25 protein-coding genes are annotated in these 25006 nt (G+C 68.8%); 8 read left to right on the top strand and 17 right to left on the bottom strand.

Translation table 11 applies throughout. The features are described from left to right. Positions 1-84: 84 nt before the first annotated feature. The 13 genes from LJF27_RS08265 to LJF27_RS08205 form a co-directional block, all read right to left on the bottom strand. Positions 85-720, bottom strand: coding sequence for an alpha/beta fold hydrolase (locus LJF27_RS08265; protein WP_023089985.1), 636 nt, complete (start codon positions 718-720; stop codon positions 85-87). Further along, positions 717-1946 (bottom strand): MDR family MFS transporter, encoded by a 1230-nt coding sequence (locus LJF27_RS08260; RefSeq protein WP_016253707.1) that lies wholly within the window; start codon positions 1944-1946, stop codon positions 717-719. The genes LJF27_RS08265 and LJF27_RS08260 overlap by 4 nt, the downstream gene beginning before the upstream one ends. Further along, complete coding sequence (locus LJF27_RS08255) at positions 1943-2902, bottom strand: clavaminate synthase family protein (RefSeq protein ID WP_003082503.1); 960 nt, start codon at positions 2900-2902, stop codon at positions 1943-1945. The genes LJF27_RS08260 and LJF27_RS08255 overlap by 4 nt, the downstream gene beginning before the upstream one ends. Then, positions 2899-4497 (bottom strand): asparagine synthetase B family protein, encoded by a 1599-nt coding sequence (locus LJF27_RS08250; protein WP_023116686.1) that lies wholly within the window; start codon positions 4495-4497, stop codon positions 2899-2901. Before LJF27_RS08250 ends, LJF27_RS08255 begins: the two co-directional genes overlap by 4 nt. Beyond that, positions 4497-5975: an ANL family adenylate-forming protein gene (locus tag LJF27_RS08245; protein ID WP_003159809.1), complete on the bottom strand. Its 1479-nt coding sequence runs from the start codon at positions 5973-5975 to the stop codon at positions 4497-4499. The genes LJF27_RS08250 and LJF27_RS08245 overlap by 1 nt, the downstream gene beginning before the upstream one ends. A gap of 9 nt (positions 5976-5984) precedes the next feature. Continuing rightward, complete coding sequence (locus LJF27_RS08240; RefSeq protein WP_003112447.1) at positions 5985-6731, bottom strand: class I SAM-dependent methyltransferase; 747 nt, start codon at positions 6729-6731, stop codon at positions 5985-5987. Beyond that, the gene (locus LJF27_RS08235; RefSeq protein WP_003086676.1) at positions 6728-8095 is read right to left on the bottom strand and encodes a 2-isopropylmalate synthase; all 1368 of its coding nucleotides are present in this window, start codon (positions 8093-8095) and stop codon (positions 6728-6730) included. The genes LJF27_RS08240 and LJF27_RS08235 overlap by 4 nt, the downstream gene beginning before the upstream one ends. Then, on the bottom strand, positions 8092-8970 hold the full coding sequence (locus LJF27_RS08230; protein ID WP_003082507.1) for a phytanoyl-CoA dioxygenase family protein: 879 nt from the start codon (positions 8968-8970) through the stop codon (positions 8092-8094). The genes LJF27_RS08235 and LJF27_RS08230 overlap by 4 nt, the downstream gene beginning before the upstream one ends. Beyond that, positions 8967-9581: an alpha/beta fold hydrolase gene (locus LJF27_RS08225; protein ID WP_016253705.1), complete on the bottom strand. Its 615-nt coding sequence runs from the start codon at positions 9579-9581 to the stop codon at positions 8967-8969. The genes LJF27_RS08230 and LJF27_RS08225 overlap by 4 nt, the downstream gene beginning before the upstream one ends. Further along, positions 9575-10837 (bottom strand): hypothetical protein, encoded by a 1263-nt coding sequence (locus LJF27_RS08220; protein WP_023116685.1) that lies wholly within the window; start codon positions 10835-10837, stop codon positions 9575-9577. The genes LJF27_RS08225 and LJF27_RS08220 overlap by 7 nt, the downstream gene beginning before the upstream one ends. After that, positions 10834-12654, bottom strand: coding sequence for a non-ribosomal peptide synthetase (locus LJF27_RS08215; RefSeq protein ID WP_023116684.1), 1821 nt, complete (start codon positions 12652-12654; stop codon positions 10834-10836). Before LJF27_RS08215 ends, LJF27_RS08220 begins: the two co-directional genes overlap by 4 nt. Positions 12655-13373: 719 nt before the next feature. Then, entirely contained in the window at positions 13374-14531 is a 1158-nt protein-coding gene (locus LJF27_RS08210; RefSeq protein WP_014603159.1) for a murein transglycosylase A, read from the bottom strand. 95 nt (positions 14532-14626) lie between these two features. Next, positions 14627-15520, bottom strand: coding sequence for a LysR family transcriptional regulator (locus LJF27_RS08205; RefSeq protein ID WP_003116363.1), 894 nt, complete (start codon positions 15518-15520; stop codon positions 14627-14629). A gap of 84 nt (positions 15521-15604) precedes the next feature. On the opposite strand from LJF27_RS08205, the gene LJF27_RS08200 reads away from it, so the two are divergent. Then, complete coding sequence (locus LJF27_RS08200; RefSeq protein ID WP_003162621.1) at positions 15605-16384, top strand: NAD(P)H-dependent oxidoreductase; 780 nt, start codon at positions 15605-15607, stop codon at positions 16382-16384. Positions 16385-16391: 7 nt separating this feature from the next. Here the strand turns inward: LJF27_RS08200 and LJF27_RS08195 are convergent, their stop codons facing one another. Beyond that, on the bottom strand, positions 16392-17018 hold the full coding sequence (locus LJF27_RS08195) for an NAD(P)H-dependent oxidoreductase (RefSeq protein WP_023103336.1): 627 nt from the start codon (positions 17016-17018) through the stop codon (positions 16392-16394). Positions 17019-17123: 105 nt separating this feature from the next. On the opposite strand from LJF27_RS08195, the gene LJF27_RS08190 reads away from it, so the two are divergent. Beyond that, a complete protein-coding gene (locus LJF27_RS08190; RefSeq protein ID WP_003133652.1) occupies positions 17124-17732 on the top strand; it encodes a TetR/AcrR family transcriptional regulator in 609 nt (202 codons plus the stop codon). Between the two features lie 38 nt (positions 17733-17770). Continuing rightward, entirely contained in the window at positions 17771-18619 is an 849-nt protein-coding gene (locus tag LJF27_RS08185) for an aminoglycoside phosphotransferase family protein (RefSeq protein ID WP_073657579.1), read from the top strand. Between the two features lie 76 nt (positions 18620-18695). On the opposite strand, the gene LJF27_RS08180 is transcribed toward LJF27_RS08185, so the two are convergent. Next, positions 18696-19046, bottom strand: a complete 351-nt coding sequence (locus tag LJF27_RS08180; RefSeq protein ID WP_003082515.1) for a hypothetical protein — start codon at positions 19044-19046, stop codon at positions 18696-18698. Positions 19047-19155: 109 nt separating this feature from the next. Next, positions 19156-19962 (bottom strand): AraC family transcriptional regulator, encoded by an 807-nt coding sequence (locus LJF27_RS08175; RefSeq protein ID WP_003082516.1) that lies wholly within the window; start codon positions 19960-19962, stop codon positions 19156-19158. A 133-nt stretch (positions 19963-20095) separates the two neighbouring features. Here LJF27_RS08175 and LJF27_RS08170 point away from each other — a divergent pair, with 133 nt between their 5' ends. From LJF27_RS08170 to LJF27_RS08155, 4 genes are read left to right on the top strand one after another with little or no spacing between them, the layout of a single operon-like run. Continuing rightward, on the top strand, positions 20096-20293 hold the full coding sequence (locus LJF27_RS08170) for a DUF1656 domain-containing protein (RefSeq protein WP_003082517.1): 198 nt from the start codon (positions 20096-20098) through the stop codon (positions 20291-20293). Positions 20294-20305: 12 nt separating this feature from the next. After that, entirely contained in the window at positions 20306-21214 is a 909-nt protein-coding gene (locus LJF27_RS08165) for an HlyD family secretion protein (RefSeq protein ID WP_003112442.1), read from the top strand. After that, positions 21214-23253, top strand: a complete 2040-nt coding sequence (locus tag LJF27_RS08160) for an FUSC family protein (RefSeq protein ID WP_023103334.1) — start codon at positions 21214-21216, stop codon at positions 23251-23253. The genes LJF27_RS08165 and LJF27_RS08160 overlap by 1 nt, the downstream gene beginning before the upstream one ends. Further along, positions 23250-23507, top strand: coding sequence for a DUF2790 domain-containing protein (locus LJF27_RS08155; protein ID WP_003107483.1), 258 nt, complete (start codon positions 23250-23252; stop codon positions 23505-23507). The genes LJF27_RS08160 and LJF27_RS08155 overlap by 4 nt, the downstream gene beginning before the upstream one ends. Before the next feature lie 21 nt (positions 23508-23528). On the opposite strand, the gene LJF27_RS08150 is transcribed toward LJF27_RS08155, so the two are convergent. Then, on the bottom strand, positions 23529-24032 hold the full coding sequence (locus tag LJF27_RS08150; protein ID WP_003086710.1) for a thioredoxin family protein: 504 nt from the start codon (positions 24030-24032) through the stop codon (positions 23529-23531). A 191-nt stretch (positions 24033-24223) separates the two neighbouring features. Here LJF27_RS08150 and LJF27_RS08145 point away from each other — a divergent pair, with 191 nt between their 5' ends. Next, positions 24224-25006 carry an AraC family transcriptional regulator gene (locus LJF27_RS08145; protein ID WP_003082522.1) on the top strand — a complete coding sequence of 261 codons (783 nt, stop codon included), beginning with the start codon at positions 24224-24226 and terminating at the stop codon, positions 25004-25006.

Raw genomic sequence — 25006 nt, 5'->3', positions numbered from 1 at the left:
TGCGCGAGGGGGGCGGGCGGTTGATGGGGTCATCATCCGTCAGATCATTGCGATAAAAAAGCGCGTATTTTTGGCTTTATCTATCTAATTATTAGATTCGATAAGGGCGCGAAGGAAGCGCGGGTCCGCCAGTGCGGCGAGGTGCCCGCCCGGGTATTCCCGCACTCGCGCGTCCAGGCGGTGGGCGAAGGTACGTTGCAGCGGCGGCGGGCTGAGCCGGTCGGCGGCCGCCACAACGTAGGTGACCGGGCAGGCTGGACGAACCTGCCGCGGCGGGTCGATCAGCAATTGCGCGGGTTCGCTGGCGCTGGTCGGCACCTCGGCGCCGAGCAGTTCGAGGAAGCCGGCGCGGTCTTCCAGGCGGACCCGCCCTCCGAGCGGGTCGAGGCGGCATAGCCCGAGGAGATTGTCCTGGCCGCTGTCCTGGTAGCTTTCCAGCGCGCCGCCGCCCTCGCTGACCAGCGCGCTGAACAGGTACAGGTGCGCGGCGCGCTCGCCCAGGCGGGCCGCCAGGCATTGCGCCAGGTAGCCGCCGAAGCTGTGGCCGCAGAGTATCACCCGCTCCTCGCCGGCCAGCGTGGCGGCGGCCTGGTCCAGCCAATGCGCCAGGTCGCATCCGGGCGCGTCGCGCAGATGGTCGCAGCTTCGCCAGCCGGCGCCTTCCACGGACCAGGCGGAGCGGCGCAGGAAAAATCCCGAGACCAGCAGCGCGCCGCTCATCCGCCGGCCCGCTCGGCCTGGCGCAGGCCGACCGCGCCGACCTGCAGCAGCATGATCACCCCGCACAGCGCGGCCAGGCCGAGGTACAGCGCCTGGCTGCCGGCATGGTCGAGCATGATCCCGCCGTACAGCGGTGCCAGCGCGGTGCCGAGGCTGTAGAGATTGGCCGCGCCGAAATAGCTGCCGCGCAAGTCGTCGGGGGTCAGTTGGTCGACCTCCACGCTGAAGGTCGGGAACACGATCAGTTCGCCGAGGCTGAGCACCACCGTGGCCAGCGCCAGGCCGGCGAACAGGGTCACCGGGGTCCAGGCGAAGCCTAGCTGGGCCAGGAGCATGAGCAGCATGCCGAGCATCAGGCGGCCGCCGGTGCCGGTGTTTTCCAGCAGGCGGAGGAGGGGAAACTGGGCGACCACTATGGTCAGCGCGTTGATGGTCACCAGCAGGGCGATGCTGTTGACCACGTCGGGCAGACCGCTGCGGGTGAGGTACTGCACGAGGGTCGAATCGAAGGTGGCGTAGATCAGCGCGGCCAGCATGTTGCACAGCAACAGCAGGGTGAAGGCGCGATGCCGGGCCATGCTCAGGCAGGCTTCGAGGAACCCCGTCGAGGATCGCGGGGCAAGGCTGCGCCGCTTAAGTTCGAGGTGGTGCAGCAGGCGCCAGAGCAGCAGGCCGTAGCAGAAGTAGACCAGCGCGGTGACCAGGAAGGTGCCGGCCTGGGCGGCGACGCCGAGGGTCAGGCCGATCAGCGGGCCGAGGGCGGCGCCGAGGTTGATCAGGAAGTACCGGCAGTAGAGCGCCAGTTCCCGCGAGCGGCGATCCTCGACGCGGTCGCCGATCAGCGCCTTGCAACTGGATTCGAGCAGGGCGCAGCCGATGCTCACCCCGGAGATCGCCAGTCCGTAGGACAGCGGCTGGCCGCTGAAGCCCAGCAACACGAAGGAAAGTCCGCTGAGACTGGTGCCGAAGAAGATCAGGCGCTTGCGCCCGAAACGGTCCGACAGCCAGCCGGTGTAGATGCCGCTGAGCGCGCCGCAGACGGTCGCCAGCGCCAGCAGCAGGCCGATGGCGCTGGCGGACAGCCGGAACTCGCGCCACAGCAGCAATGCCAGGAACGGCCAGACCATGAAGTAGGCGCCGCGGGTCAGCAGCGTACCGACGAGCATCACGTGGATTTCCGTCGGCAGGGCGCGGAAGCGTTGCATGCTGAAGGTGTTGTCGCTCACGGGCGGGGCTCCTGGGCGAGGGGACGGATGCCGCCGCGCAGGCTGCCGGCGGCTACCTGGTGGAACAGCGGCAGGAAGCTTTCCGGCAGTTCGCGGGTGAACTCGCTGCTCAGCCAGCAGCGCAGCAGGCAGCGGCGCTGCCGCTCGTCGTCGCTGAACTCGGTGCGCGCGTGCAGGGTGGTGTGGTTGTTCACCAGCACCAGCATGCCCTTGCTGAAGTCCAGTTCGGCATAGCCGTCGGCGCGTTCGATCGCCTCGTCCAGGCCGTCGAGCATGCTTCGCACCTGCGGGGCGAGGCTTAGCCCGTGGCGCGTCACCGATTCGTTGAACTTGCGGATATAGCGCAAGACGAAGGTCCGCGGGGTTTCCGTGAGCAGCGGCACCAGCGCGTAGTCGGCGTCGCCTTCGTCGCGCAGGTCGTGGGGGATCGGCTGGCCGAGCAGGGGCAGCCAGGCCGGATTGGCGGCTTCCAGGGTGGCGAGGACGTCGGCCGAGGAACGGATGCGGAAGGCGCCGCCCCGGCGTGCCGGCGACCAGCAGGCGAGCACCGTGAGGTCGGCGCGATCGGAGTGGAAGGCCAGTTCCTGGCTGGTCAGGTGGCCGCGCTGCGGCGCGTCGCGGGCGTCGCGCAGGCCGAGGTCGCGCACTTCCTTGAGGTACTCGCCGTTGCGGTTGATCGCCACGGTGCGTCCCAGCCATTGGCAGAATGCGCGGAACACCCGCTGGAATTCGTCCTCGGCGAGTCCGCGCAGCAGCGCGGAATCGTGCAGCAGCACGCCGCTTCCATGCTCCAGTTCGTGATGCAGGCGCTGGCGCAGGAGAGCCTCCGCGCTATCCGCGGGACGCCGCTCCAGCAGGCGCGCGAACAGCGTTTCCAGGCCGGCGGCGAAAGCGGCCGAAGCGCAGAACACCGCGTTGCCCCGCCAGGGCGCGGGGCGACGATGGATGGTTGTCATAGCGAGGCTCCGTATTCCTGCTGCCAGAGCGACAGGGTGGTGAGGGTGAACAACTGGTCGCCGGGCAGCGCCGCGACGCTCGGTGCATCCAGGCCTTCCAGGCCGAGGTCGTGGAGCGCCGGCAGGCGTTCGGCGAGGTGCCGGCGCATTTCCCCGAGGGCCTGCGGCCAACGTTCGAACGGCAGGCGGAAATGCCGTTTCGGCTGCGCCTGCCAGCGTTTCTCGCGCTGCTCCAGGAGCGCCACCAGCGGTGCCTTGGCGGTGTCGCCGACGATCCGCTGGAGGCGCCCGGCGCGCTGCGCCAGGGCGCCATGCAGGTAGGGGGTGCGCGCTTCGATGGTGCGCGACATCAGCAGATGGTCGGCGCGGCGCAGCAGCGGCTCCAGCGAGTAGTGCAGGTCGAACTGGCCGATCGCCGCCTCGAGGCCCTGGCCGAGGGCCTCGTGGGCGAGTTCCTCGATCCGCTCGGCGACCCGTCGGCCCGCCGGTTCCGCCAGCAGCGCGGCCTTGCGCCGGTACTCGCCGAACCAGGCGGCGGCGAAGCGCCGCGGTTCCGGTGCGTCGCGCCGGCGCCAGAGTTCGAGATGGCGCGGGTAGCCCCAGAACAGTTCGTCGGCGCCTTCGCCGAGAAGCACGCAGTGATAGCCCTGCTCGCCGATACCGTCGGCCAGGCGCTGGTACATCAGCAGGCTGGACATCCGTGTCGCCCCGCCGAAGTTGCCGACCGCGCGACGCAGCAGCGGCATGAAGGCTTCCTGGCGCAGCTCGAAGCGTTGCAGCCGAGGGTGTGGCAGCAGGCTTTCCTCGTCGCCTTCCAGGCACAGGTGAAAGCGTTGCAACTGCGGGTCCAGGTAGCTGCCGAGCAGGTTGGAATCGACCCCGCCGCTGACCAGCAGGGCGCAGGGGCGGAAGGTCTGGCGGCAGCGTTCGAGGGTTTCGCCGAGCTGCTCGTCGAGGCTGTCCACCTCGCTGGCCGGGGCGGTGGCCAGCCGCTGGCGCTGGCAGAGGCGCGGACGCTCCTGGGAGAGATCGAAGCGCAACACCTCGCCGGGCAGCAGCAGACGGACCTGCTGGAACAGGGTCTGGCCTTCCAGCGGCACGCCGGCGGCGACCACCTGGGCGATCGCCTCGGCGTCGGCGCGGGCGCCGCCGAGCAGGTGCAGCACCGCCCGCGGCTCGGAGGCGAAGGCCAGCAGGCCGCGCTCGGGCTGGTAGCTGTAGTACAGCGGCTTGATGCCGAACTCGTCGCGCAGCAGGGTCAATTGCCGGGTCTGCGGGTCCCAGCTGGCGAGGGCGTACATGCCGTCCGGCAGTACCCCGCGCTGCAAGCCGTCGAGCAGCAGGCGGATCTCGCCATGGATTTCGCAGCCGGCCTGGTAGACCTCGCCGTTGTAGGCGACCCGCCGCTGGCCCTCCTGCGGCGGCAGCGGTACCGCCGCGGCGCCGGACATCGGCAGGCGGGTCATGCCGATGGCGCCGTTCGGCAGGGCCGCGATGCCCTCGCCGAACGGGCCGCGATGGGCCAGCAGGCGTAGCGCTCCGGCGAAGCGCGAGACACTGAAACCGGTGCCGACGTAACCGAGGATGCCGCACATCACGAGGCTTCCCGTTGCAGCAGGGCGGCGAGCGCACGGCGGTCGTGCTTGCCGGCGCCGTTCAGCGGCAGGGCCTGGTGCGACAGCACCACGCGCTGTGGCGCGCGGAGGGTGCCGAGCTGCTGCTGGAGCCAGGGCAGGAAGGCGAACTCGACCTGCGGCGCGGTGTGGATCACGGCGACATAGTCTTCGCCATAGAGCGGGCAGTCGACCTTCAGGCAGCAGACGTCGATCACCTCGTCCAGGCCGTTGAGCGCCCTTTCGCATTCATTCAGGTGGAACAGGTTGCCGCCCTTGTTGATGGTGCCGTCGCAACGGCCGAGGACGTGCACGCAGCGGTCCTCGTCGAAGTAGGCGAGGTCCTGGGTGTTCAGCCAGCCGTCCTCGAGCACCTGGGCGGTCAGGTCGGGGCGGTTGACGTAGCCGGAGAACAGGCTCGGCGTGCGCACCCACAGGCGCCCGCGTTCGCCGCTGCCCTCCAGCGGGCGGCCGTCGGGGTCGGTCAGCTTGAGTTCCAGGCCGACGGCAGGTCCCACCGAGTTGTCGAACGCATCGCCGCGACGCTTGCCGAAGAGGAAGGCGAAGCCGCACTCGCTGAGGCCGTAGATGTTCGCCAGCGCCGCGTAGTCGCGCTGGAAGGCCGCCTGCAGGTCGGCGTCCAGGCGCGCCGAGCCGGCGACGCAGAGCAGGCGCTGCAACGGCAAGCGGCGCGGCGGCGGGGAGCCTTCCTTGACCATGTGGTTGACCACCGGCGGCACCAGGTAGAGGAAACTGATGCCGAAGCGTTCCACGCATTCCCAGAAGCCTTCGCTGTCGGCCCAGCAGTGCAGCGGCAGGAGCACCGCGCTGCCGCCGTACAGCAGCGGGAAGAGGAAATTGATGCCGAGGATGCCCAGGCCACTGATCCGGTAGAAGCAACCGGAGCGCGTGTGCTCGCCGATGCCCAGGCAGTCGCGGCCGATGCGGTAGGCATGGAGCATGGCCTGCTGGCTGAGTTCGATGCCTTTCGGCTGGCCGGTGGTGCCCGAGGTGAACAGGATCATGTGGCTGTGCGCGGCGCGGTCGAGCCGGCGCGTCGCGCTGCGCTCGAAGTCCAGCGCCAGGCGCAGCCCGGCCAGCGCGCCCTCGAGCGGATGTTCGCTGGCCAGCGCGTCCAGGCGCATCTCGTCGACGATGGCCTGCTTCGCGGCCTCCCCCCACTCGGGATCGATCAGCACCAGATGCTTGCCCGCGCGCATGACCGCATAGATCAGGCAGAGGTTGCGGTAGCTGTTGTCGAGCAGCACGCCGACACTGCGGCAGGCATGCGCGGCGATCTGCTCGGCGAGGGCATCGACCTGGCGGTCGGCGTCGCCCCAGGTGTATTCCAGCGGTCGCTCCGGCTCGCGGGCGTCGATCAGGAACGGCCGCCGCGGGTCGGCGCTGCCGAGATGGCGGAGGGTGCTGTCGAGCGATACGGGTACGGGGAGGCTGCTCATGCCGGCTCCTCAGCGATTCAGCGCGGTGAAGGCGTGGATGTCGAAGTTCACCGCCACCTGCGGCGCGCTCTCGATCTCGCGCACCGCGGCGATGAAGCGGTCGGCGTAGTCTTCGCCGCCTTCCTGCTCGATGTAGCGGGTCACGTAGCTGGTGGAGAGGAAGAACAGCGCGACCTCCTCCGGGCTGAGGAAGATGATGTTGGCGAACACTTCGCGGCGGCAGTCGCGCAGGTGCGGGCAACTGCCCATGATCTCCAGGGTGTCGTCATAGCGGGTCAGGCGCGGATCACGGTGTTTGGCCCACTTGTTCACCAGTTCGTGCTCGATGAAGTCGCGCAGCGGCCCGTAGGCGATCGGGAAGTCGTACTTGTAGGCGCAGAACAGCCCGCCGGGGGTCAGCCAGTCGGCCATGCGCGTCAGCACCTGCTTGCGGTCCATCCAGTAGAAGGAGGTGGCGCTGGTGACCAGGTCGAAGCGGCGTTGCGGCGCGAAGGTTTCCGCCGGCGACACGCTGAAGCGGATCTCCGGGTAGTTCTCGCGGGCCTTGGCGATCAGCGCCTCGCCCAGGTCGCTGCCTTCCACGTAGCGGAACCAGGGTTGCAGGCGGACGGTCGAGACGCCGTTGCCGCAGCCGATGTCCAGCGCCGCTTCGCGTGCCGGGGCGCGTTCGGCGAGGTTGCGGTAGAGCGAATCCGGATAGGCGATCTTGCCGCGGACCACGTTGTAGGCGTCTGCGTGCTTGTCGAACTGCTTCATTGGGTAATCTCCAGTAGGCTCTCGTGGTAATCGCCCTTGTGGACGAAATTGATGTAGGTGCCGCTGCCGCCGAGGTAGCGGTAGCTGTGCTCGACGCCGGCGGGGATGAACACGCTGGCCGGGCTCTGCAAACGGCGCAGTTGGCCGCCGAGCAGGACTTCCACCTCCAGGCCGCGGTAGTCCTCGTCGCTGCCGAGGAACAGGAACACCGAGTCGCAGTTGTGCACGTGGCTGTCGACGTGGCCCGGCCCGCCGTCGCCGACGTCGTGGAACTGGCGGGCGATGAAGTAGAACGGCGAGCCGTCGAGCAGGCGCCGGTCGAGCATGACGAAGCGCTTGCCGGGGCCGTGGCGGTGGTACTTCAGTTCGCTGGCGGATTTCTCGAAAGGCGTGAGGAACAGGGATTGGCGGTGCATCGGCGTGTAGCGTTGCAGCGAGACGCGGCCGTTGATCAGTTCCGGATCGAAGGCGCTGTAGGCGTCCTGGTTTTCCTGCATGGCCAACTGGTGCAGGCGGGCGACATGGACGAAGGCGTTCTCGCCGACCACCGGGTGCATCGGTGAACGCTTGATCCGGCTGTGCGCCTCGACCAGCTCGGAGACCGCGAGGACGTTCTTCAGGTTGAAGCGGTCGGCGGCGAACTTGGTATGCAGCAGGGTCAGCAACTGGAAGGTGTCGGTGATCCCGGCGCGTTCGCCGATCCCGTTGCAGCTCGCCGAGTGCCACTGGACCCCGGCCTGGATCGCCGCCAGGGTGTTGCCCAGGGCCAGGCCGCGGTCGTTGTGCACGTGGTACTCGAAGACCACGTCGGGGAACTCGTGGCGCAGCAGCGAGAGCACGTCGAAGGTCTCGTCCGGCAGCAGGATGCCGACGCTGTCGGCGAAGCAGATGCGATCGGCGCCGGCGTCGCGCGCGGTGGCGATCATGCTGACCAGGTCGCTGACCGAGGTGCGCGCGGCGTCTTCCACCGTGGCCCGGACCCGCAGGCCGCGTTCGCGGGCGTAGCGGATCGCGTCGTGGAACAGTTCGAGCACCTCCTCGCGGTTCATGCCCTTGAACTTGGTTTCCAGCGAGATCGCGTTGATCGAGGCGAACAGCCCGACCCACTGGGCACCGGTTTCCAGCACCGCGTCGATATCCTCCCGGCGCGCCCGGGCGTGGGCCAGCACCGGCGTGGAAACCGCCGCCACCACGGCGCGTACCCGCTCGCGTTCGTCCGCGGAAATCCGCGGGTGGCCGCACTCGATCATATCCACCCCCAGCGCCGCGATTTCCCTCGCCAGCTGGACCGACTGCGCGCTGTCGAAGCTGCACTGGCGGGCCTGGCACCCCTCGCGCAGGGTGCAGTCGATGACCCGGATCATCGTCTCGCTCCCGCGTCCGAGGCCGACAGCGTCGCCAGCCGCGGCTCCCTGATGAAGTCGTGGATCTTCGGCGCATGACCGAACTGGCGGGAGAAACGGGCGAGGAAGGTGACCATCTTCAGCGAGTAGTCGCACAGCTGCGGAAGATAGTGGTCGAGGTTGTCCTCGGTGATTGCCTCGTCCGGGAACACGCTTTTCAGGTTGGAAGCGATCCAGGTTTTCATGCTGTCCTCTCGATTCAGTTGGTGGAATTCGTCGTCCTCGACGAAGACGATCGGCATGCCGATGCGCAGCTGGCCGCTGCGGTTGTTGTGGCTGCCATGTGCGGTGCGGGCGGGCCAGACCAGGACATCGCCGGCGTCCAGCTCGGCATCCACCAGTTGCTCGCGGGAAATGCCGTTGGCCTGGAGGTCGATGCACTTGAACATCGGGTAGGCGAGGTCGAACTCGTGGGGGAAGATGGTGCGGTCGTCGGGGTAATAGAACATCCCACCGTTGTCGTTCCGCGACGGGGTCAGGGCGACCCAGAAGGTCTGCGCGCTTTCGTAGCGCTTCTCCCATAGCGCGATGTCCTGGTGCAGCGGGATGTAGGACTCGTCGGCGTGGCGCTTGATGAACGCCGCGTGGCGCAGCAGGCGCGGCTTGCGCAGATGGTCGCGGACCAGCGCGTCGAGCCCGGAGCGGGCGAACCAGTCGTCCCAGAAGAGCGGGTCGTGGCGGTGCAGGTTGCGCACCTTCTTCGCCTCGCGGCGCTCGTCGTCGGCGATGTCGAATTCCGGTTCCAGCGCCGGGTCCGGCCGCTGCGCCGCGGCGAGGATCCAGTCCAGCGCCTGTTGGCGCAATTGCGGGGATACCACCTGCCGATAGTGTTTCATTGGACGGACTCCTTGCTGACGGTGTGGACGATGAAATCGATCACCGCCGGGTCCTGCAGGGCCAGGTGGTGCGGACGCTCGCAGGGGAAGGTGTCGAGCCGCTCGATCAGGTCGCACCAGCGTTCGGCGGCCGGGTCGCGGCCGGCGTCGTCCCGGCAACGCACCCAGCTGGCGCGGGCGAGGCGATGGCGGGGCTGCCAGCGGCCGAACAGCTCGACATTGCGCAGCAGGACCTCTTCGCGCAGTTCGCCAAGCTCGCTCATCAGGGCGATCCATTCGCGCATCTCGGCGCTCAGCCAGCGCTGGTATTGCTCGCTCGGCGGCATTCGCCGCAGGGCCGGCCAGGGCAGGTGGCTGTCGATCATCAGCAGGCGGCTGGCCGGCAACTGGCGGGTCATCTCGTAGCCGACCAGGCCGCCGAAGGAATAGCCGATCAGCCAGTCCGGTTCTTCCGCCAGGCCGTCGAGTACCTGGCTGGCGAGGGCTTCGATGCTGGCGTAGGCATCCAGCCGGTGGTAGTCGACCAGCCGGCAGTCCGTTGCGCCGAGGCGTGCCAGCAGCCCGCGGAAGCAGCTCGGGTGGCCGATGAAGTCAGGCAGCAGGATCAGCATGGGCGTAGCGCCTCGGCCATGGCCGCCGCCAGCGCCAGGGTCCGTTCGCGGCCGAAGCGGCTGGCCAGGCTGGCGTCCCAGCCGCCGTCGTCGCGCCGGACCAGGGTCAGGGTCAGCGGCAGGCGGCTCTTCAGTGTCGGCCGGTGGATGAACCCGGCGCTGCGGAATGGCTGGTCGATGACATTGATCATCACCTGGGCGTCGGCATAGCGCAGCCCGGCCCGTTCGGCGATGGCCTCCGCCGGCAGCAGGCTGTGCTCGAAGGCCTCGAGCCTGTGTCGTTCGAAGGTGTCCTCGGCGGTCGCGGCGTCCAGCAACAGCGGCACCAGGTTCAGCCAGCAACCGGAAACCGCCGTGCCTCGGCGACTGCGCAGGCTGACCGGGGTCAGCGCCAGGACCTTGCCGGTGGCGCCCTGGCTGGCCAGGGCGAGAGCCAGGGCGCAGGCGAGCCGGGTCAGCAGGGCGGCTTCGCCGCCTCCTGGCGTGGCGGCCAAGCGGAAATCCTCGCAATGTCTGGCGCGCTCCGCCCAGGGCAGGCTCGCCAGTTCGCGGAACGCCTCGCCGCGCTCGCTCCAGTAGTCTTCCAGCCTGGTCCTGCGCTCGCGCAGCTGGCGCTCCAGGCGCCATTGCTGCTGGAGGAAGCCGAACTCGGGGGCCGCCGCTTCGGTCGTGGGGTCGGCGTTGAGCACGGCCAGGCGGGCCAGCAGCACGCTGGCGAAGTCGGCGTCGGCGACCAGGTGATGCAGCCAGACGCCCCAGCGCGCACGTCCTCCGCAGCGCCCGTGGAACAGTCGCAGCAGGCCGCGCTCGAACAGGGAATGCGGGCGTTGCAGCAGCGCTGCGATGAGCGCGTTTTCGTCGGCGAAGGGGCCGACTTCCAGCGCCGGGCTGTCCTCGGGCCGCCCGTGGACGACCAGTTCGAAACCTTCCGCGCCGCTGTCCACCTGGCTGTCGAGCAACGGGAACTCTTCGCGCAGGCGCCGTCCCAGGCGCGTCAGGTCGGATGCCGGCACCTCGGCCGGAGCCAGGTAGCAGAGGCCGAAGCGGGTCAGGTCGGCGCCGAGCAGCTCGCTGAAGACCATCCCGCAGGACCAGGGCGACAGGTCGACGCGCAAGGACTGTGCGGCCTCATCCGGCATCGGTTGGTGCCGCAGGCGGTCGCGCTCGGAGGGGGACAGGCGGTGCCAATCGCCGACCACCACCAGGTGCTCGCGGAACCAGTGGTAGCGCACCTCCGCGGAGAGACCGACGTTCATGCCGCGCTCCTCGACAGCACCAGCGGCTGCTCCGGCGTCGCCGCCCGTTCCAGCAGACGCTCCGGCGCCAGGCCGTGGCTGCGCAGGAGACGGCTGAACTGGTCGAGGTGCGAGTTTGCCTGCAAGTCGGCGAGTCCCAGGTTTGCTCCCGCACCCGCCGATTGACAGAGGGCGACCAGTTGCAGGGCGAGCAACGAGTTGCCGCCGCAGAGGAAGAAATCCTGGTCGGCGGCGCCGACCTCGCAACCCAGCAATTCGCTCCACAGCTGCGCGCAGCCGCGTTGGTCGGGATCGAGCGCGCTGGCGCAGCGCTCCAGCGGTTCTTCCAGGCGGCGCAGCAGGGCGGCGCGGTCCAGCTTGCCGTGCGCCGTCAAGGGCAAGGCCTCGACCCGGACGCAGGCATGCGGGCGCTGCCAGGTGGGCAGTTGGCGGAGCAGGGCCTGCGGGCTGGTGTCGGCTTTTCCCGTCCAGGCGCAGAGCAGTTGCTTGACGCCGTTGCGCTCGCGGACCAGCAGGGCGCAGTCGAGGATGCCCGGCTGGCGGCGGAAGCGCTGTTCCAGGGCGGGGAGGTCGAGGCGATAGCCGTTCAGCTTGACCTGGCCATCGCCGCGGCCGATGAAGCGCAGCCGGCCCTGCTCGTCGTAGCGAGCGCGGTCGCCGGTACGGTAGGCACGCAGGAGGCGGCCGCGATAGGGCAACTCGACGAAGCTGGCGCGGGTGCGCGCCGCATCGTTCCGATAACCCTGCGCCAGGCCGGCGCCGAAGGCGACGATCTCCCCGGCCCGGTCGGGCTCGGTGATCTCCTGTCCGTGCTCGTCGAGCAGGAGCACCGCGGTGCCGGCGATGGCCTTGCCGATGGGGATGTCGTCTTCCTCGAGGTCGTCGTCGGTGACGACATGGCAGCAGGTGAAGGTGGTGTTCTCCGTCGGTCCGTAGCCATTCACCAGGTGCAGTCGCGGATGCCGCAGCAGCGCCCGGCGCACGTGCGGCACCGAGAGGATGTCGCCGCCGGTGAGCAACTGGCGAAGGCCGCCGAGACAGTCCGGGTCGAGGTCCACCAGGGTGTTGAACAGCGAGGCGGTGAGCCAGGCGCTGTCGGCTCCGCGCTCTCCGATCAACTGGCGCAGCACGCCCGGGTCGAGGGGGCCGAGGTCGTTCAGCACGCAGCAGCCGCCGTTGAGCAGCGCACCCCAGATCTCCAGGGTCGCCGCATCGAAGGACAGCGGCGAGTTCACCAGGAAGCGCATCTGCGGAGCGAACGCGAGGAACGACTGGCCCAGGCACAGGCGGGTAATGCCGGCGTGGGTGCAGGCGATGGCTTTCGGGCGGCCGGTGGTGCCCGAGGAGAAGTTGATGTAGGCGATCTGGTCCGCCGCGAAGCATGGCCGGGCGACCGAGGCTGGAGCGGCAGGCAGGTGCCTGACCGGGACGCAGGGAAGACCGTTGGCGGGCGTCGGCGTGGTCGAGCAGTCGAGGATCAGGCGGCAGTCGACCTGCCGGCACAACTCTGCATTCCAGGCCGCCGGTTGTTTCAGGTCTATATATAAGTAGTGATGGCCGGATAACAGTATGGCGAGCAGGCAGGTAATGCTTTCCCGAGAATATTCGCCGTACACTCCAAGACAAACTCCCGGCTGCGGATAATGCTCGAGAAGATAGTCTGAAAGTTGTTCGGCGCTATCCAGGAGTTGCCGATAGTCGACACTTCCGAAACGGTCCCTGATGGCTTCGCGATGGGGATGAAGCGCTGCCATTTCGCTGAAGCGGGCCACCACCGTCGGGTGCGCGTACAGGTCGAGCAGGGAGTTCTGGGACATTCTGGCAATCGCCTTTTTTCGAAAAAATGAGTCCATCTGCCGGCTTCTTCGGCTAAATGAAGGATTTTTGGTTTTTCGCGAAGACGGCGACCGAGTCTTCCCGGGCTCTGCCAGTCGTCCGCCGCCCACCGGCTCGCTCACGCGAGCGGCAAGCGTCGAGGCGCCTTGCCCGGAAAAACCGTTATGGAAATACGGAGTGCCGTCGACTCAAGGGCAGTCAACTGCTGCCATGCAGTCTTATCGTCAGGAAAGAGAGAAAAGCGATGAGAATGGATTCACGGTCACGCATTGCACTTCCACCTTGCGTTGGTTTTCCGAAGTGTTTCGCTGTGTGTGTTTTTATATGTTTCGTGGGTATTTAAAATAAGATACAAATTTCCCCTCACAACTATGAGAATTGGTAGTTGGCGAAAGGGCGCCATGAGGGGCGTCGAAGCGTGCCGGCTGATGGCTTTTTGCCGAGGCAGGCGGCCGCGGCTACGCCTGCCGGGGGTAGCACGGACAAGTGGTGTCGGGGGGCCTGGCCGCTGCGGCGAGGCGCGGAGGTCCGGCTGGCGCGGCGATCATCACAGAGGATTCTGCGGCGTCATTCATCGTTTGAATGGTTGCTGCCGCAAGCGCGCCCGGCGCCGTCGATGCTGGTCTGCGGTGTCGGGCGCTCGCTGGCGTTGCGTTGGCCAGCCGTCCCGGCCGGGTGCGTCGGCACCGGCCGGAGGTTTTCAGGAGGCGGGCAGCGGCGCGCCCTTGGGCCATAGCAGCCAGAGCCGGCCCGGCTGCTTCATGTGTCCGGCGAGTTCGCCGGCGGCGTCGCCGGTGCCCCAGAACAGATCGGCGCGGACCTCGCCGACGATGGCCCCGCCGGTATCCTGGGCCGCCACCGGACGGACCACCGCGCTGCCGTCGTCAGGGCGGGTGGTGGACAGCCACATCAGGCTGCCCAGCGGAATCACCTTGCGGTCGATGGCCACGCTGTAGCCGTCGGTCAGCGGTACGTTCAGCGAGCCGCGCGGACCTTCGTCGCTGTCCGGGCGCAGGCTGAAGAACACGAAGCTGGGATTGCTCGCCAGCAGTTCGGAGACCCGCTGCGGATTGGCCTCGGCCCAGTCGCGGATGCGCTTCATGCTGACCTCTTCCTTCGGCACCAGGCCCTGCTCGACCAGCCAGCGGCCGACCGGCTTGTACGGGTGGCCATTCTGGTCGCCGTAGCCGATCCGCAGTTGCCGGCCGTCTTCCAGCTGGATGCGCCCGGAACCCTGGATCTGCAGGAACTGCAGGTCCATCGGGTCGCCCAGCCAGGCGAGCACCGGCGCGCTGGAGCCGTTGTCGCGGATCGTCGCGGCGTCGTCGTAGGGTTTCAGCACCCGGCCTTCCAGGCGTCCGCGCAGGCGCTTGCCCTTGAGTTCCGGGTAGACGCTTTCCAGCGCGACCACCACCAGGTCGTCCGGTACGCCGTAGACCGGCACCGGGGTTTTTTCGCCCTGGCTCAGGCTGCCGTGGTAGACCGGTTCGTAGTAGCCGGTGATCAGGCCCTGGTCGCCGTTGCTGGAGGAACGCAGGCTATAGACCTGCATCCGCTCCTGGAGGAACGCGCGCACCGCCGTCGGATCGGCGGCGACCGTCGTGGCGCTCGCACAGGGCTCGCCCCATACCGGGTCCTTGGCCAGCCGCGCGCAGGCCGAGCGCCAGGCATTGAAGCCGGCGAGCAGGTCGGCGTCGCTGGTGGCCGGCAGGGCGTCCCAGGGCACGCTGTTGTAGGTGGTGACTTCGGCGGGTTTGGGCGGGGGCTCTTTCTTGCCGTCGTCGCATGCGGTCAGCAGGGCGGCGAAAGGGAGCGCGCAGAGCAGCAGGCGGCGCCAGGGATGGAACGGAAACTTCACGCCAAGGACTTCCTGGTGGTGGATCGAAGCCCGCTAGCTTGGGCAAAGCGCGACGGTGCGTCAAACCGCGGCGACGACCGAAGCGTATCGCCGCGTTACACCGAGGCGGCGATGAGTTCGCGCAGCCAGCGATGGGCCGGATCGCGGTGCGAGCGCTCGTGCCAGAGCATGGCCAGGTCGTAGCCGGGCACCTCCAGGGGCGCCTCGACCACCCGCAACCTGTCGCGCTCGCGTACCAGTCGCGACGGCAGCAGCGCCACCAGGTCGGTGCTTTCCAGCACCGCGCGGAGGAACAGGAAGTGCGGCACCGACAACGCCACCCGGCGTTCCGCGCCGAGTTCGGCGAGCGCCTGGTCGGTGGGACCTAGGAAGCCGCCGCCGTCGGGCGAGACGATCGCCTGCTCGAGGCGGCAGAACTGCTTCAGCGTCGGTCGCCGACGCAGCCCCGGATGCCCGGCGCGCCCGGCCAGCACATAGCGCTCGCTGAACAGCCGGCGACAGCGCAGTCCCGGCGGCGCTTCTTCGAGGGTGTGGAAGGCCAGGTCGATCTCGCCGCGTTCCGCCTGCCTGACGATTCGCGTCGGCGCCAGCTCCAGCACCGCCAGGCGGCTGCCCGGCGCCTGGCGGCGAAGACTGGCGAGGATCGGCAGGAGGATCGCCGACTCGGCGTAGTCGGTGGCGGCGACGCGCCAGGTATGCCGTGACTGCGTCGGATCGAACGGCGCGGCCGGCGCCACCGCCTGCTCCAGGGCTTCCAGGGCCAGGCGTAACGGCTCGCGCAGCTCCTCCGCCCGCGCCGTCGGGCGCATCCCGCGCGGGCCGGGAAGCAGCAAGGGATCGTCGAAGATCGCCCGCAGCTTGGCCAGGTGCACGCTCACCGAGGGTTGGGAAAAATTCAGGCGTTCCGCCGCGCGCGTCACATTGTGTTCGGTGAGCAGCACGTCGAGGGTCACCAGCAGGTTCAGGTCCAGTCGCCGGAGATTAATCATCCATATACCTGGAATTTCGGATATTCATTTCAACTATATCCGGCGATGGCCGATCCTGCGCCCACCTTTTGCCGGAGACCCGCCATGAACGTACTCATCGTCTATGCCCATCCCGAGCCGCGCTCCCTCAACGGTGCGCTCAAGGACTTCGCGGTCGCCCGCCTCGAGGCGGCCGGCCATGCGGTGCAGGTTTCGGACCTCTACGCGATGGGCTGGAAGGCCGTGCTCGATGCCGGCGACAGCCTCGAGCGCGAGGCCAGCGAACGCTTCGATCCTTCCGCAACTTCCCTGCGCGCCTTCGAGAACGGTTGGCAGAGCGTCGACATCGCCGGTGAGCAGGACAAGCTGCGCTGGGCCGATACGCTGATCCTGCAATTCCCGCTCTGGTGGTTCAGCATGCCGGCGATCCTCAAGGGTTGGATCGATCGCGTCTATGCCTGCGGCTTCGCCTACGGGGTCGGCGAACATTCCGACAGCCACTGGGGCGACCGCTACGGCGAGGGCCGGATGCAGGGCAAGCGGGCGATGCTGGTAGTCACCGCCGGCGGCTGGGAGTCGCACTACGCCGCGCGCGGTATCAACGGACCGATGGACGACCTGCTGTTCCCCATCCATCACGGCATCCTGCATTACCCCGGCTTCGAGGTATTGCCGCCGTTCGTCGTCTATCGCAGCGGCCGGATCGACGCGGAGCGTTTCGCCGCGCTGAGCGAGCAGTTGGGCCGGCGCCTCGATGACCTGCAGCGCACTGCGCCGATCCCGTTCCGCCGGCAGAACGGCGGCGACTACCTGATCCCGGCGCTGACCCTGCGCGACGAACTTGCCCCGCAGCGGGCCGGTTTCGCCATGCACCTGGCCGAATGACCTGGGGTCAGGCCTCCAGCGGCTGCGCCTGGGCGGCCCCCTGCGCGCCGCGTGCGGCGAAGAGCTGGCTGCCGATGTGCAGGGCCTGGTCCAGATGCCGGATCGGATCGGCGGTCTCCGACTCCAGCAACAGTTCGGAACGGACCACCCGTGCGCCGCAGTAATCGAAGATGCCATGGTCGATCTGGGTGCGCATCGCCCCGGCGTAGCCGTGCCGCTCGAAGGTGCCGACATCGGCGCCGCCGACACCGACCAGCACCACGCGCAGGCGCTGCAGCTTTTTCCGCAGGTCGCCGCCGATGCTGTAGTCGAAGGCCCAGCCATTGGAGAACACGCGATCGATCCAGCCCTTGAGCAGGGCCGGCATCGACCACCAGTAGATCGGGTAGACCAGCACCAGGGTATCGGCGCGATCGATGCGCGCCTGCTCGGCGAGGACGTCGGCGGGAGGCGACGCCTGGCCGCGATGCACGGCGTGGTCGGCCAGGCCGAAGCGCGGCTCGAAGCCTTCCGCCGCCAGGTCGGCGGTTTCCGCGGAATGACCGGCGCGGACCACGCCTTCGGCGATGCGCGCGGCGAGGGCGTGGGTGAGAGAGCGGGGATGATGATGAGCGACGACGATCAGGGCATGCATGGGCGAATTCCTCCGGGAATTGCGGGAAGGGGGGCAAGTCGATAGTCTGGGTAAAACCTACCTTCTGTAGGTTACCTTTAGTAAGTTACTTTTAGTAGGTTATCTATGTCAATGCACTCCCCAGACGACCCGTCGCCACGCCGCCGCCTGTCCCGCGACGAGCGCCAGCGCCAGTTGCTCGAGGTGGCCTGGCGGCTGGTCCGCGAAGAAGGTACCGAGGCGCTGACCCTCGGACGCCTGGCCGAGCAGGCCGGGGTGACCAAGCCGGTGGTCTATGACCACTTCGGCACCCGCGCCGGCCTGCTGGCGGCGCTCTACCAGGATTACGACCTGCGCCAGACGGCGCTGATGGAGGCTGCCCTGGAAGCGAGCGAGGCGACCCTGGAGGGGCGCGCCGACGTCATCGCCCGCGCCTATGTCGACTGCGTGATGCAACAAGGCCGGGAGATTCCCGGGGTGGTCGCGGCCCTCGCCAGCTCGCCGGAGCTGGAGCGGATCAAGCGCGACTACGAGGTTCTCTTCATGGACAAGTGCCGCGCCGTGCTGGAGCCCTTCGCCGGCGGCGGACGGCTGACCGTCGCCGCTCTGCGCGCAATGATCGGCGCCGCCGAAGCGCTGTCGCACGCGGCCGCCACCGAAGAGATCGCCCCGGAAGAGGCGCGGCGGGAACTGTACGAGGCGATCGTGGCGATGGTCGCGCGGAGTCGTCGGTGAAGGAACCGCGTGCCCTGGAGGAATATCGCCGGGCGATAGTGGCGGCCTGTCCGGAGCTGGCGGACGCCACTTTCGCCATCCTGGCCTCGGGCTGGCATTCCACGGCGGTGGAGGTCGGAGGGCGCTGGGTGTTCAAGTTTCCGCGCGGCGCGGAGGCCGAGGCGGCGCTGCTGCGCGAGGCCGCCGTGCTACGCCTGGTGCGTCCGGCGGTGAGCCTGCCGGTGCCGGCGCCGCAGGTGTTTGCGGGACCGCCGCTGTTTTCCCGCCACGAGAAACTGCCTGGCGGTTACCTCCTGGGCGAGGACTACCGGCGCCTGGACGAACCCGCACGGCAGGCGGTCGGCGATGCGTTGGGGCGCTTCTACGCCGAGCTGCATCGACTGCCACCGGCGCGCATGCGGGCGGTTGGAGCCTTGCCGGTGCGTCCCTGGGAGTCGCCCGCGGCGATGCGCAGGCGCGCCTTGCCGCTGCTGCCTGCGGCCTGGCGCGAACGCGCGGAACGCTTGGTGCGGGAATATGCCAAGCTGCCTGCCGATCCGCTGGGTTCGATCTTCGGCTTCTTCGACGGCCATGGCTGGAACATGGCATTCGATAGCGAGGCCGGGCGGCTGAACGGTGTGTACGACTTCGCCGACGCGGGCATCGGTCCGCTGCACCAGGAATTCATCTATTCCGCGTTCATCGATGCCGACCTCACCGAGCGCATCGTCGCCGCCTACGAGCGCTTCAGCGGTCGGCGCCTGGAGCGTCGGCGGATCGCCTTGCTGACGGCGGCGCATCGGTTGTCGGAGCTGGCCGAGCTGGCCGACGAGCCGCGCCATCTGCCGGAGATGCTCGCCGGCGCCCTCGACGGCCTGGCCCTGGTGGAGGCGCAGGGCCTGGCCTGATGAGGGGACGCGCGGTCGTGCTGGGCAGGACGGATATGACCGCGTGCGGACATCCGCCGCGAAGTACCGCTACCGCTCAGAGATAGGCTTGCGCGCGGCGCCGCGAGCGCGGCATGCGGTTCTTCCCGGACAATTCGTTGAGACGCGCCTGCCAGGCCTTGCGGGCGGCATCGCGGTCCTGGCGCTGCGCGGCGGCGAGCCTGGCCTCGGCTTTCGGCCGCGGCGCGGCCTTGTCGATCACTGGCGCAGCGGCGGTGGGGGTGACAGGGGCACTGGCCGGAGCGGCGTTTTCCTGGGCCTGGGCGAAGGCGTTGGTGCGCCGGCAGGTCTTGCAACTGACCTGGCCGACGTCGCTCGAGCCGTTCACGTTGCTGTCGCCGCGCCCGCAGGCTGCCTGGCCGGATTCGCTCAAGAAGTGCGTAACCATCTGATCCTCCTGGAGAAAAAAGGGCGGCATTATTCCCAGAAGTGTCTTCGAGTGCCAGCCTCGGGGGAGAACAGCTGACGAACTGCAAGACCTTTCCGTCGACCTTCGTTCAGTCGGCTGGCCGCCGCATGCTGTCGCGCACGTAGCGGGCCGGGGGGCTGCCGAGCGCCTTGCGGAACATGCCGATGAACGAGCTGACCGACTCGTAGCCGAGGATCTCGGCGGTGCGTTGCACCGAAACGCCGGCGGACAGTTGCTGCAGGGCGATGATGATCTGCAATTGCTGGCGCCACTGGCCGAAGGTCATGCCGGTCTCCCGGCGCACCATCCGCGCCAGGGACCGCTCGCTCATCGCCACTCGCCTGGCCCATTCGGCCATGCTGGCGCGGTCGCCGGGGGCGCGGGTCAGTTCGTCGGCGATGCGGCGCAGGCCGCGGTTGTCCGGCAGCGGCAGGTAGAGCTGTTCGGTCGGCGCCTGTTCCAGGAGTTCCAGCAGCACCCCGGCGAGACGTGCGAGCGGGCCGTCGTGCGGATAGTCCTGCGGTTGCGCGCTCAGGTGCAGGATCAGTTCGAGGACCAGCGGCGACAGGGCCAGGGTGCAGCAGTCGCTCGGCAGGCGTGCCGCCCCCGGCTCGACGAAGAGGAAGCAGACCTTGCCGTTGGCGGTGACCCGGTTGCTATGGGCGATGCCGCCGGGAATCCACACACCGAACCCGGCCGGCACCATCCACAGGCCATCGGGCACCGTGCAGGTGATGCCGCCGCGGCAGGCCACCACCAGCTGGCCCTTGCGATGCCGGTGCACCGGCACTTCGGTGTCGTTGTGCCGGGCCTCCAGCTGCAGGGCCAGGGCCGGCTGGCCGAGCGCGTCGGGATCGAAGCGTTGGGCGAGGTAGGTCTGCGGTTCACGGCTCACGGCAGGTCCTGTGGTTGTCCGAATTCGATTATTTTCTGGCTGAGTAGTCGATATTTGCAAATCGCTACGACCCGTAGCCTGTGCTCGTCAACCCGACAGGAGCGGCCGACCGCTCCGCGCCCTCGATACCCTGGTGCCCTGCATGCTGAGCGAAGTCTCCGTTTCCGGCCTCTACGTGCCGCCATTGTTCCTCTACCTGTGCCTGGCGATGCCGCTCTACCTGCTGCTGGAGCGCCTCGCCTGGCGCTGGCTGGAATGCGCCTGGCATCCCGGCCTGCTGCGTTTCTTCCTGTCGTTCATCGTGCTGTCCGTGCTGGTGCTGAAGTTCTGAGCCGAGGTCCCCATGTCCATCGTTCGTCTTTCCAAGGTGGCTGCGACCTTCGCCTGCGGCCTGCTCGCCCTGTGCCTGGCGTTGCAGTTGTGGCAAGCCTACGTGCTGGCGCCCTGGACCCGCGACGGGCGGGTCAGCGCGCAGGTGATCCGCATCGCGCCGGAAGTCTCCGGCAGCGTCGAGGCGGTGTTCGTCGCAGATAACCAGCGGGTGGCCCGCGGCGATCCGCTGTACCGCATCGATCCGCGCAGCTATCGCCTGGCCGTGCGCCAGCGCGAGGCGGAGCTGGAGCAGGCGCGGGAAACCCTGCGCCAACGTGACGAGCAATGGCGCCGACGCATGCAGTTGGCCGGCGCGGTTTCGCGCGAGGAGGTCGCCAACGCCGGACGCGCCCTGCGTATCGCCCGCGCCCGCGCCGAGGCCGCCGGGGCGGCGCTCGACCAGGCGCGGCTGGACCTGCGGCGCAGCGAGTTGCGCTCGCCGGTGGACGGCTATGTGACGCAGTTGCGCGTGCAGCCCGGCGATTACGCGGCGGCGGGCCGGACCAACATCTTCATCGTCGATCGGCGAAGCTTCTGGGTCACCGGCTATTTCGAGGAAACCAAGCTGCGCAATGTACAGGTCGGCGCGCCGGCGACGATCAAGCTGATGGGGTTCGATCCGCTGCTCGACGGCCATGTCGCGAGCATCGGTCGCGGTGTCGCCGACCTCAACGAAAGCCGTGCCGACAGCGGCCTGCCGCAGGTCAGCCCGAACTTCAGCTGGATACGCCTGGCGCAGCGCGTGCCGGTGCGCATCGAACTCGACCGGGTACCGGCGGGCGTGGTGCTTGCCGCTGGCATGACCGGCAGTGTCGAGGTGCTGCAGGCGGGGACCGCGCGGCACTGGCGGCTGACCCGCTGGTTGCAGGAGTACCTTTGATGGCGGCGTCGGCGTCCGGCGGGCGCGATTGGTACGCGGCGTTGCCGTTGCCCTGGCGGACCGACAGCCTGGACTACGTGCTGCGCAGCATCGGCGCTGCCGCTCTGGCGCTCGGCCTGGGGCTCTACCTGCAACTGGATTCGCCGTTTTCCGCGGCGTCCACTGTGCTGTTGCTGATCAATCCGGTGCAGGGAGCGGTGGTCGGCAAGGGCTGGTGGCGCGCCGTGGGTACCCTGGTCGGCACGCTCGCTGCCTTCGTCCTGACCGCGCTGTTCGCCCAGAAGATGCTGCTGTTCGTCGTCGCCCTGGGTTTCTGGCTGGGTCTCTGCGTCGGCGTCATGAGCCTGGTCCGGCACTTCTACGCCACCGCCGCGGTGGTCGCCGGCTACACCGTGTGCCTGGCGCTGGGATCGGCCATGGTCGAGCCCGAGGCGGCCTTCGAGCACATCGTCACCCGCGCCTCGGCGGTAATCGTCGGGGTCTGCTGCCTGAGCCTGGTGACCGTGCTCTTCAGCCGCAGGACCGTGTCCGGGCGGGTGCGCCAGCGTCTCGTCTCGCTCTGCGCGGCGACGCTGGCGCTGGTCGCTGCGCGGCATGCTGGTGCGGCTGACGGGGAACTGGAGCGCCGTCGCCGGACGCTGGCCGGCGAGGTCTACGCGGTAGACGATCTGCTGGGTGTCGGTCGCGCCGAGTCGCGGGCGCTGAGCGCTGCGCTCCCGGCGATCCGCGGTGGCCTGGCGGCGCTGTTTTCCACGCTGATGGAGTTCCGCTTCGCCGGCGAGACGCATTGGGCCCGGCGCTTGGCGGAGCGTGGACTGGCGCTGCCGATGGCCGACGACCTGCGCCTGCTGGGCGGCCAACTGGATCGCGGCGAGCTCGACTTCGCCGGCGCCGCGCGACGGCTCGCGAGCTTGCGCGGTCGCCTGGCGGCGATTCGGCGCGGACTTCCGACAGACCAAGCGGATGCCTGTCGCGAAGGGCTGTTCATGGAGCGTCTCGACGAGCAACTGGATGACCTGCAGGCCGCCCTGCGGGGGTTCGCCCGGCTCGACGGCCGGGCCCACGCCGACGTCCGCCCAGCAGCCTTCCATCGACATTACCGCGAGGCCTTGCGCAACGGCGCGCGAGCCTGGCTGGCGATGCTGGTCGGCGGCGCCCTGTGGTTCCTCAGCGGGTGGGACCAGGGGCCGACCCTGCTGGCGGTGCTCGGCCCCTACTGCACGCTGCTGGCAGCCTCGCCCTTTCCCGCCGAGGGCACGCGCAATTTCATTCGCGGCACGCTCTACGCGATACCTGCCGCATTGCTCTGCAAATTCCTTCTGCTACCGCTGATCAACGGCTTTCCATTGCTGCTGCTGTGCCTCGCCTTCTTCTGGTCGTTCGGTATCCAGGCCACCACAGTGCCCAGGCGGGCGTTGCAGGGAATCGCCTACCTGATCGCCTTCAACACCCTGGTCGCCACCGGCAATCTCGCCCGCTTCGATTTCGGCGACTTCGCCAACCAGTCCTGCGCCTGGGTGCTGGCGCTCTGCATCAGCCTGCTGGTCTACCGCCTGCTGCCGAAGGACCTGGAACGGCATTCGGCGTCGCTGCTCGACCATCTGCGCCGCGAGACCCTCGCCTTGCTGCGTCGTCGCGCCGGTTTCGACGCGCATGCCTGGCAGGCCCGCCAGCAGCATCGCATCGCCCAGCTGGGCGCGCTGCATGGCATGGAACATCCGCGCAGCGCGCTGGCCCTGCGCCTCGGCTTCGTATCCCTGCAACTCGGCCGCGAGTCGCGGCGCCTGTGGCGCGCCCTGGCCGGGCTCGACCCGGCCGCCGCGGAGGCGCGGTGGATCGAGCGCGCACTGCGAGCCATCGCCGTCCGCCATCGCGATCCGCCGCTCGCCGCGCGGCACGCACGCCGTGCCGGCGCCCGCCTGGCGGCCGCCGGCGAGTGGCGCCTGGCCGCGATCCTCACCGACCTCGCCTGGTTGCTCCGGGCCTATTCGCAAAGCGTCTCGTCCGACGGGGCGCAGCATGGAGAAAAGACCTCATGAAAACCTCGTTCTTGCTGGCCTTGCTGCTGTCCTGCTGGTCCCAGGTCCAGGCGGCGGACGACGACGGGAAAGAGTTGCCGCCGATCGAGCGCTACGACTACGGCATGCCGCTGGACATCGAGCGGGTGCTTTCCGTCACGCCGGTGCCGGCCACCTGTGGCGTGGTGCCGCTGGTGATGCTCTACCGCGACAGCGCCGGACGCCTACATCGCTTGCAGTACCGAGGCCTTGGCGCGGGCTGTTCGCGGCACTGAGAAGCGGGCGAAGGCGCTGTCTCAGCGCGCCGCGCCTTCGATGATCGCCAGGACGTCGCCGATGGCGTGCTCCAGGTAGTCGCCCGCCTTGTACGCCGCAAGCGCCTGCGGACCGCCGTCGAGCACCGCCTGCGGCCGTTCGACGAAGCGTCCGAGCAGGTTGAACTCCTCGTCCAGCACCAGTACCAGCGGAATCGGGATTCGCTCCAGCGCCAGGCGCTGGCGCAGGTCGTCCTCGGCGCGGCCCTTGGAAATGATCGCCAGCTCGATGTTCGGTTGCAGGCGCTGCGCGAAGTCCAGCGCGGCCAGGTTGATCTGGCAGTCCGGGCACCACATTTCCCCGGCGACCAGCAGGCGATAGCGCCGTTCGATGCGTTGCAGGCGTTCCGTCAGCGCGCTCGGCAGCCCGTTGCTTTCCAGCTTCTGCCGGAACCGCGCGACCGCGCCCTGTTCCGTGGCCAGGCCATGGCCGACGAAGGCGGCGAAGTCTTCTCCGATATCGAACAGTTCCGCGTAAGAGGCCATGCTGGTTTCGCTCCTGTGCTTGGGGAGGGATGGCGCGGCGGATACGCCAGGCAGTCGCGCCACGCCGGGGCGGCCAGGGTAGCGCGCTCGCCGCGTCGCGGCGAGCGCCGGCGTGCTTCGCCGGGACTGGTCGTTAGCATGGCGCGGCTGGTAAAAAGACAGCGCCCCCACTGCCCGCCAAGGCCCGCCCGATGCTGATCGACCTGCCTTCCACCCGTCCGGTCTTCGCCTATGCCCAGGATTATCTCCACGGCGAGCGCGTCGAGCTGCACCGGCATTCGCGCGCGCAATTGATCCATGCGCTCAGCGGGGTGGTCACGGTCGGCACCGCCGAGGGCACCTGGGTGGTGCCGCCGGGACGCGGTGTCTGGTTGCCGGCCGGTATCGAGCATGCCCTGCGTTTCGCCGGCCAGGTGCGCATGCGCACCTTGTTCATCGCCCCGCAGGCGCGCCACGACCTACCGCGGGACTGCCGGGTGGTGGACGTGCCGCCGTTGCTGCGGCAATTGATCGTCGCGGCGATGCGGATCGCCCCGGACTACCCGCCGGGTGGCCGCGACGAGCGGGTGATGGAGCTGATCCTCGATGAACTGCGGGTGCTGCCGATCCTCGCCCTGCACGTGCCACAGCCGGTCGATCCGCGACTGGCGGCGCTGTGCCGCAGCCTGCGCGCCGAGCCGGCCGCCGACTGGAGCCTGGGCGATGCCGCGCGTCGCCTGGGCGTCAGCCCGCGGACCCTGACCCGCGCCTTCCAGCGCGAAACCGGTCTCAGCTTCGTCCAGTGGCTGCGGCGCATGCGCCTGCTCGCCAGCCTCGATGCGCTGGCGGCAGGGCACTCGATCCTCGAGGTCGCACTGGACCTCGGCTACGACAGCCAGAGCGCCTTCAGCGCCATGTTTCGCCGGACCCTGGGCGTTTCGCCGAGCCTCTATTTCGGCCGCGGCGCCGCCTACGGGGTGGCCGAGGGCGACTGA

The organism is Pseudomonas sp. 203-8 (genome assembly GCF_020708595.1).
In the GTDB taxonomy this organism is placed as follows: domain Bacteria; phylum Pseudomonadota; class Gammaproteobacteria; order Pseudomonadales; family Pseudomonadaceae; genus Pseudomonas; species Pseudomonas aeruginosa.
Note: the sequence above shows the minus strand (reverse complement) of the source record. Positions and strands in the feature narration are given on the sequence as shown.

Excerpts from the sequence above, each read along its gene's own strand:
- LJF27_RS08160 (WP_023103334.1), top strand. The coding sequence starts at position 21,214 with ATGGCGGCGTCGGCGTCCGGCGGGCGCGATTGGTACGCGGCGTTGCCG.
- LJF27_RS08215 (WP_023116684.1), bottom strand. The coding sequence starts at position 12,654 with ATGTCCCAGAACTCCCTGCTCGACCTGTACGCGCACCCGACGGTGGTG.
- LJF27_RS08205 (WP_003116363.1), bottom strand. The coding sequence starts at position 15,520 with ATGATTAATCTCCGGCGACTGGACCTGAACCTGCTGGTGACCCTCGAC.
- LJF27_RS08180 (WP_003082515.1), bottom strand. The coding sequence starts at position 19,046 with ATGGTTACGCACTTCTTGAGCGAATCCGGCCAGGCAGCCTGCGGGCGC.
- LJF27_RS08250 (WP_023116686.1), bottom strand. The coding sequence starts at position 4,497 with ATGTGCGGCATCCTCGGTTACGTCGGCACCGGTTTCAGTGTCTCGCGC.
- LJF27_RS08155 (WP_003107483.1), top strand. The coding sequence starts at position 23,250 with ATGAAAACCTCGTTCTTGCTGGCCTTGCTGCTGTCCTGCTGGTCCCAG.
- LJF27_RS08200 (WP_003162621.1), top strand. The coding sequence starts at position 15,605 with ATGAACGTACTCATCGTCTATGCCCATCCCGAGCCGCGCTCCCTCAAC.
- LJF27_RS08150 (WP_003086710.1), bottom strand. The coding sequence starts at position 24,032 with ATGGCCTCTTACGCGGAACTGTTCGATATCGGAGAAGACTTCGCCGCC.
- LJF27_RS08240 (WP_003112447.1), bottom strand. The coding sequence starts at position 6,731 with ATGAAGCAGTTCGACAAGCACGCAGACGCCTACAACGTGGTCCGCGGC.
- LJF27_RS08265 (WP_023089985.1), bottom strand. The coding sequence starts at position 720 with ATGAGCGGCGCGCTGCTGGTCTCGGGATTTTTCCTGCGCCGCTCCGCC.
- LJF27_RS08190 (WP_003133652.1), top strand. The coding sequence starts at position 17,124 with ATGTCAATGCACTCCCCAGACGACCCGTCGCCACGCCGCCGCCTGTCC.
- LJF27_RS08145 (WP_003082522.1), top strand. The coding sequence starts at position 24,224 with ATGCTGATCGACCTGCCTTCCACCCGTCCGGTCTTCGCCTATGCCCAG.
- LJF27_RS08235 (WP_003086676.1), bottom strand. The coding sequence starts at position 8,095 with ATGATCCGGGTCATCGACTGCACCCTGCGCGAGGGGTGCCAGGCCCGC.
- LJF27_RS08225 (WP_016253705.1), bottom strand. The coding sequence starts at position 9,581 with ATGCTGATCCTGCTGCCTGACTTCATCGGCCACCCGAGCTGCTTCCGC.
- LJF27_RS08220 (WP_023116685.1), bottom strand. The coding sequence starts at position 10,837 with ATGAACGTCGGTCTCTCCGCGGAGGTGCGCTACCACTGGTTCCGCGAG.
- LJF27_RS08245 (WP_003159809.1), bottom strand. The coding sequence starts at position 5,975 with ATGAGCAGCCTCCCCGTACCCGTATCGCTCGACAGCACCCTCCGCCAT.
- LJF27_RS08230 (WP_003082507.1), bottom strand. The coding sequence starts at position 8,970 with ATGAAACACTATCGGCAGGTGGTATCCCCGCAATTGCGCCAACAGGCG.
- LJF27_RS08165 (WP_003112442.1), top strand. The coding sequence starts at position 20,306 with ATGTCCATCGTTCGTCTTTCCAAGGTGGCTGCGACCTTCGCCTGCGGC.
- LJF27_RS08195 (WP_023103336.1), bottom strand. The coding sequence starts at position 17,018 with ATGCATGCCCTGATCGTCGTCGCTCATCATCATCCCCGCTCTCTCACC.
- LJF27_RS08255 (WP_003082503.1), bottom strand. The coding sequence starts at position 2,902 with ATGACAACCATCCATCGTCGCCCCGCGCCCTGGCGGGGCAACGCGGTG.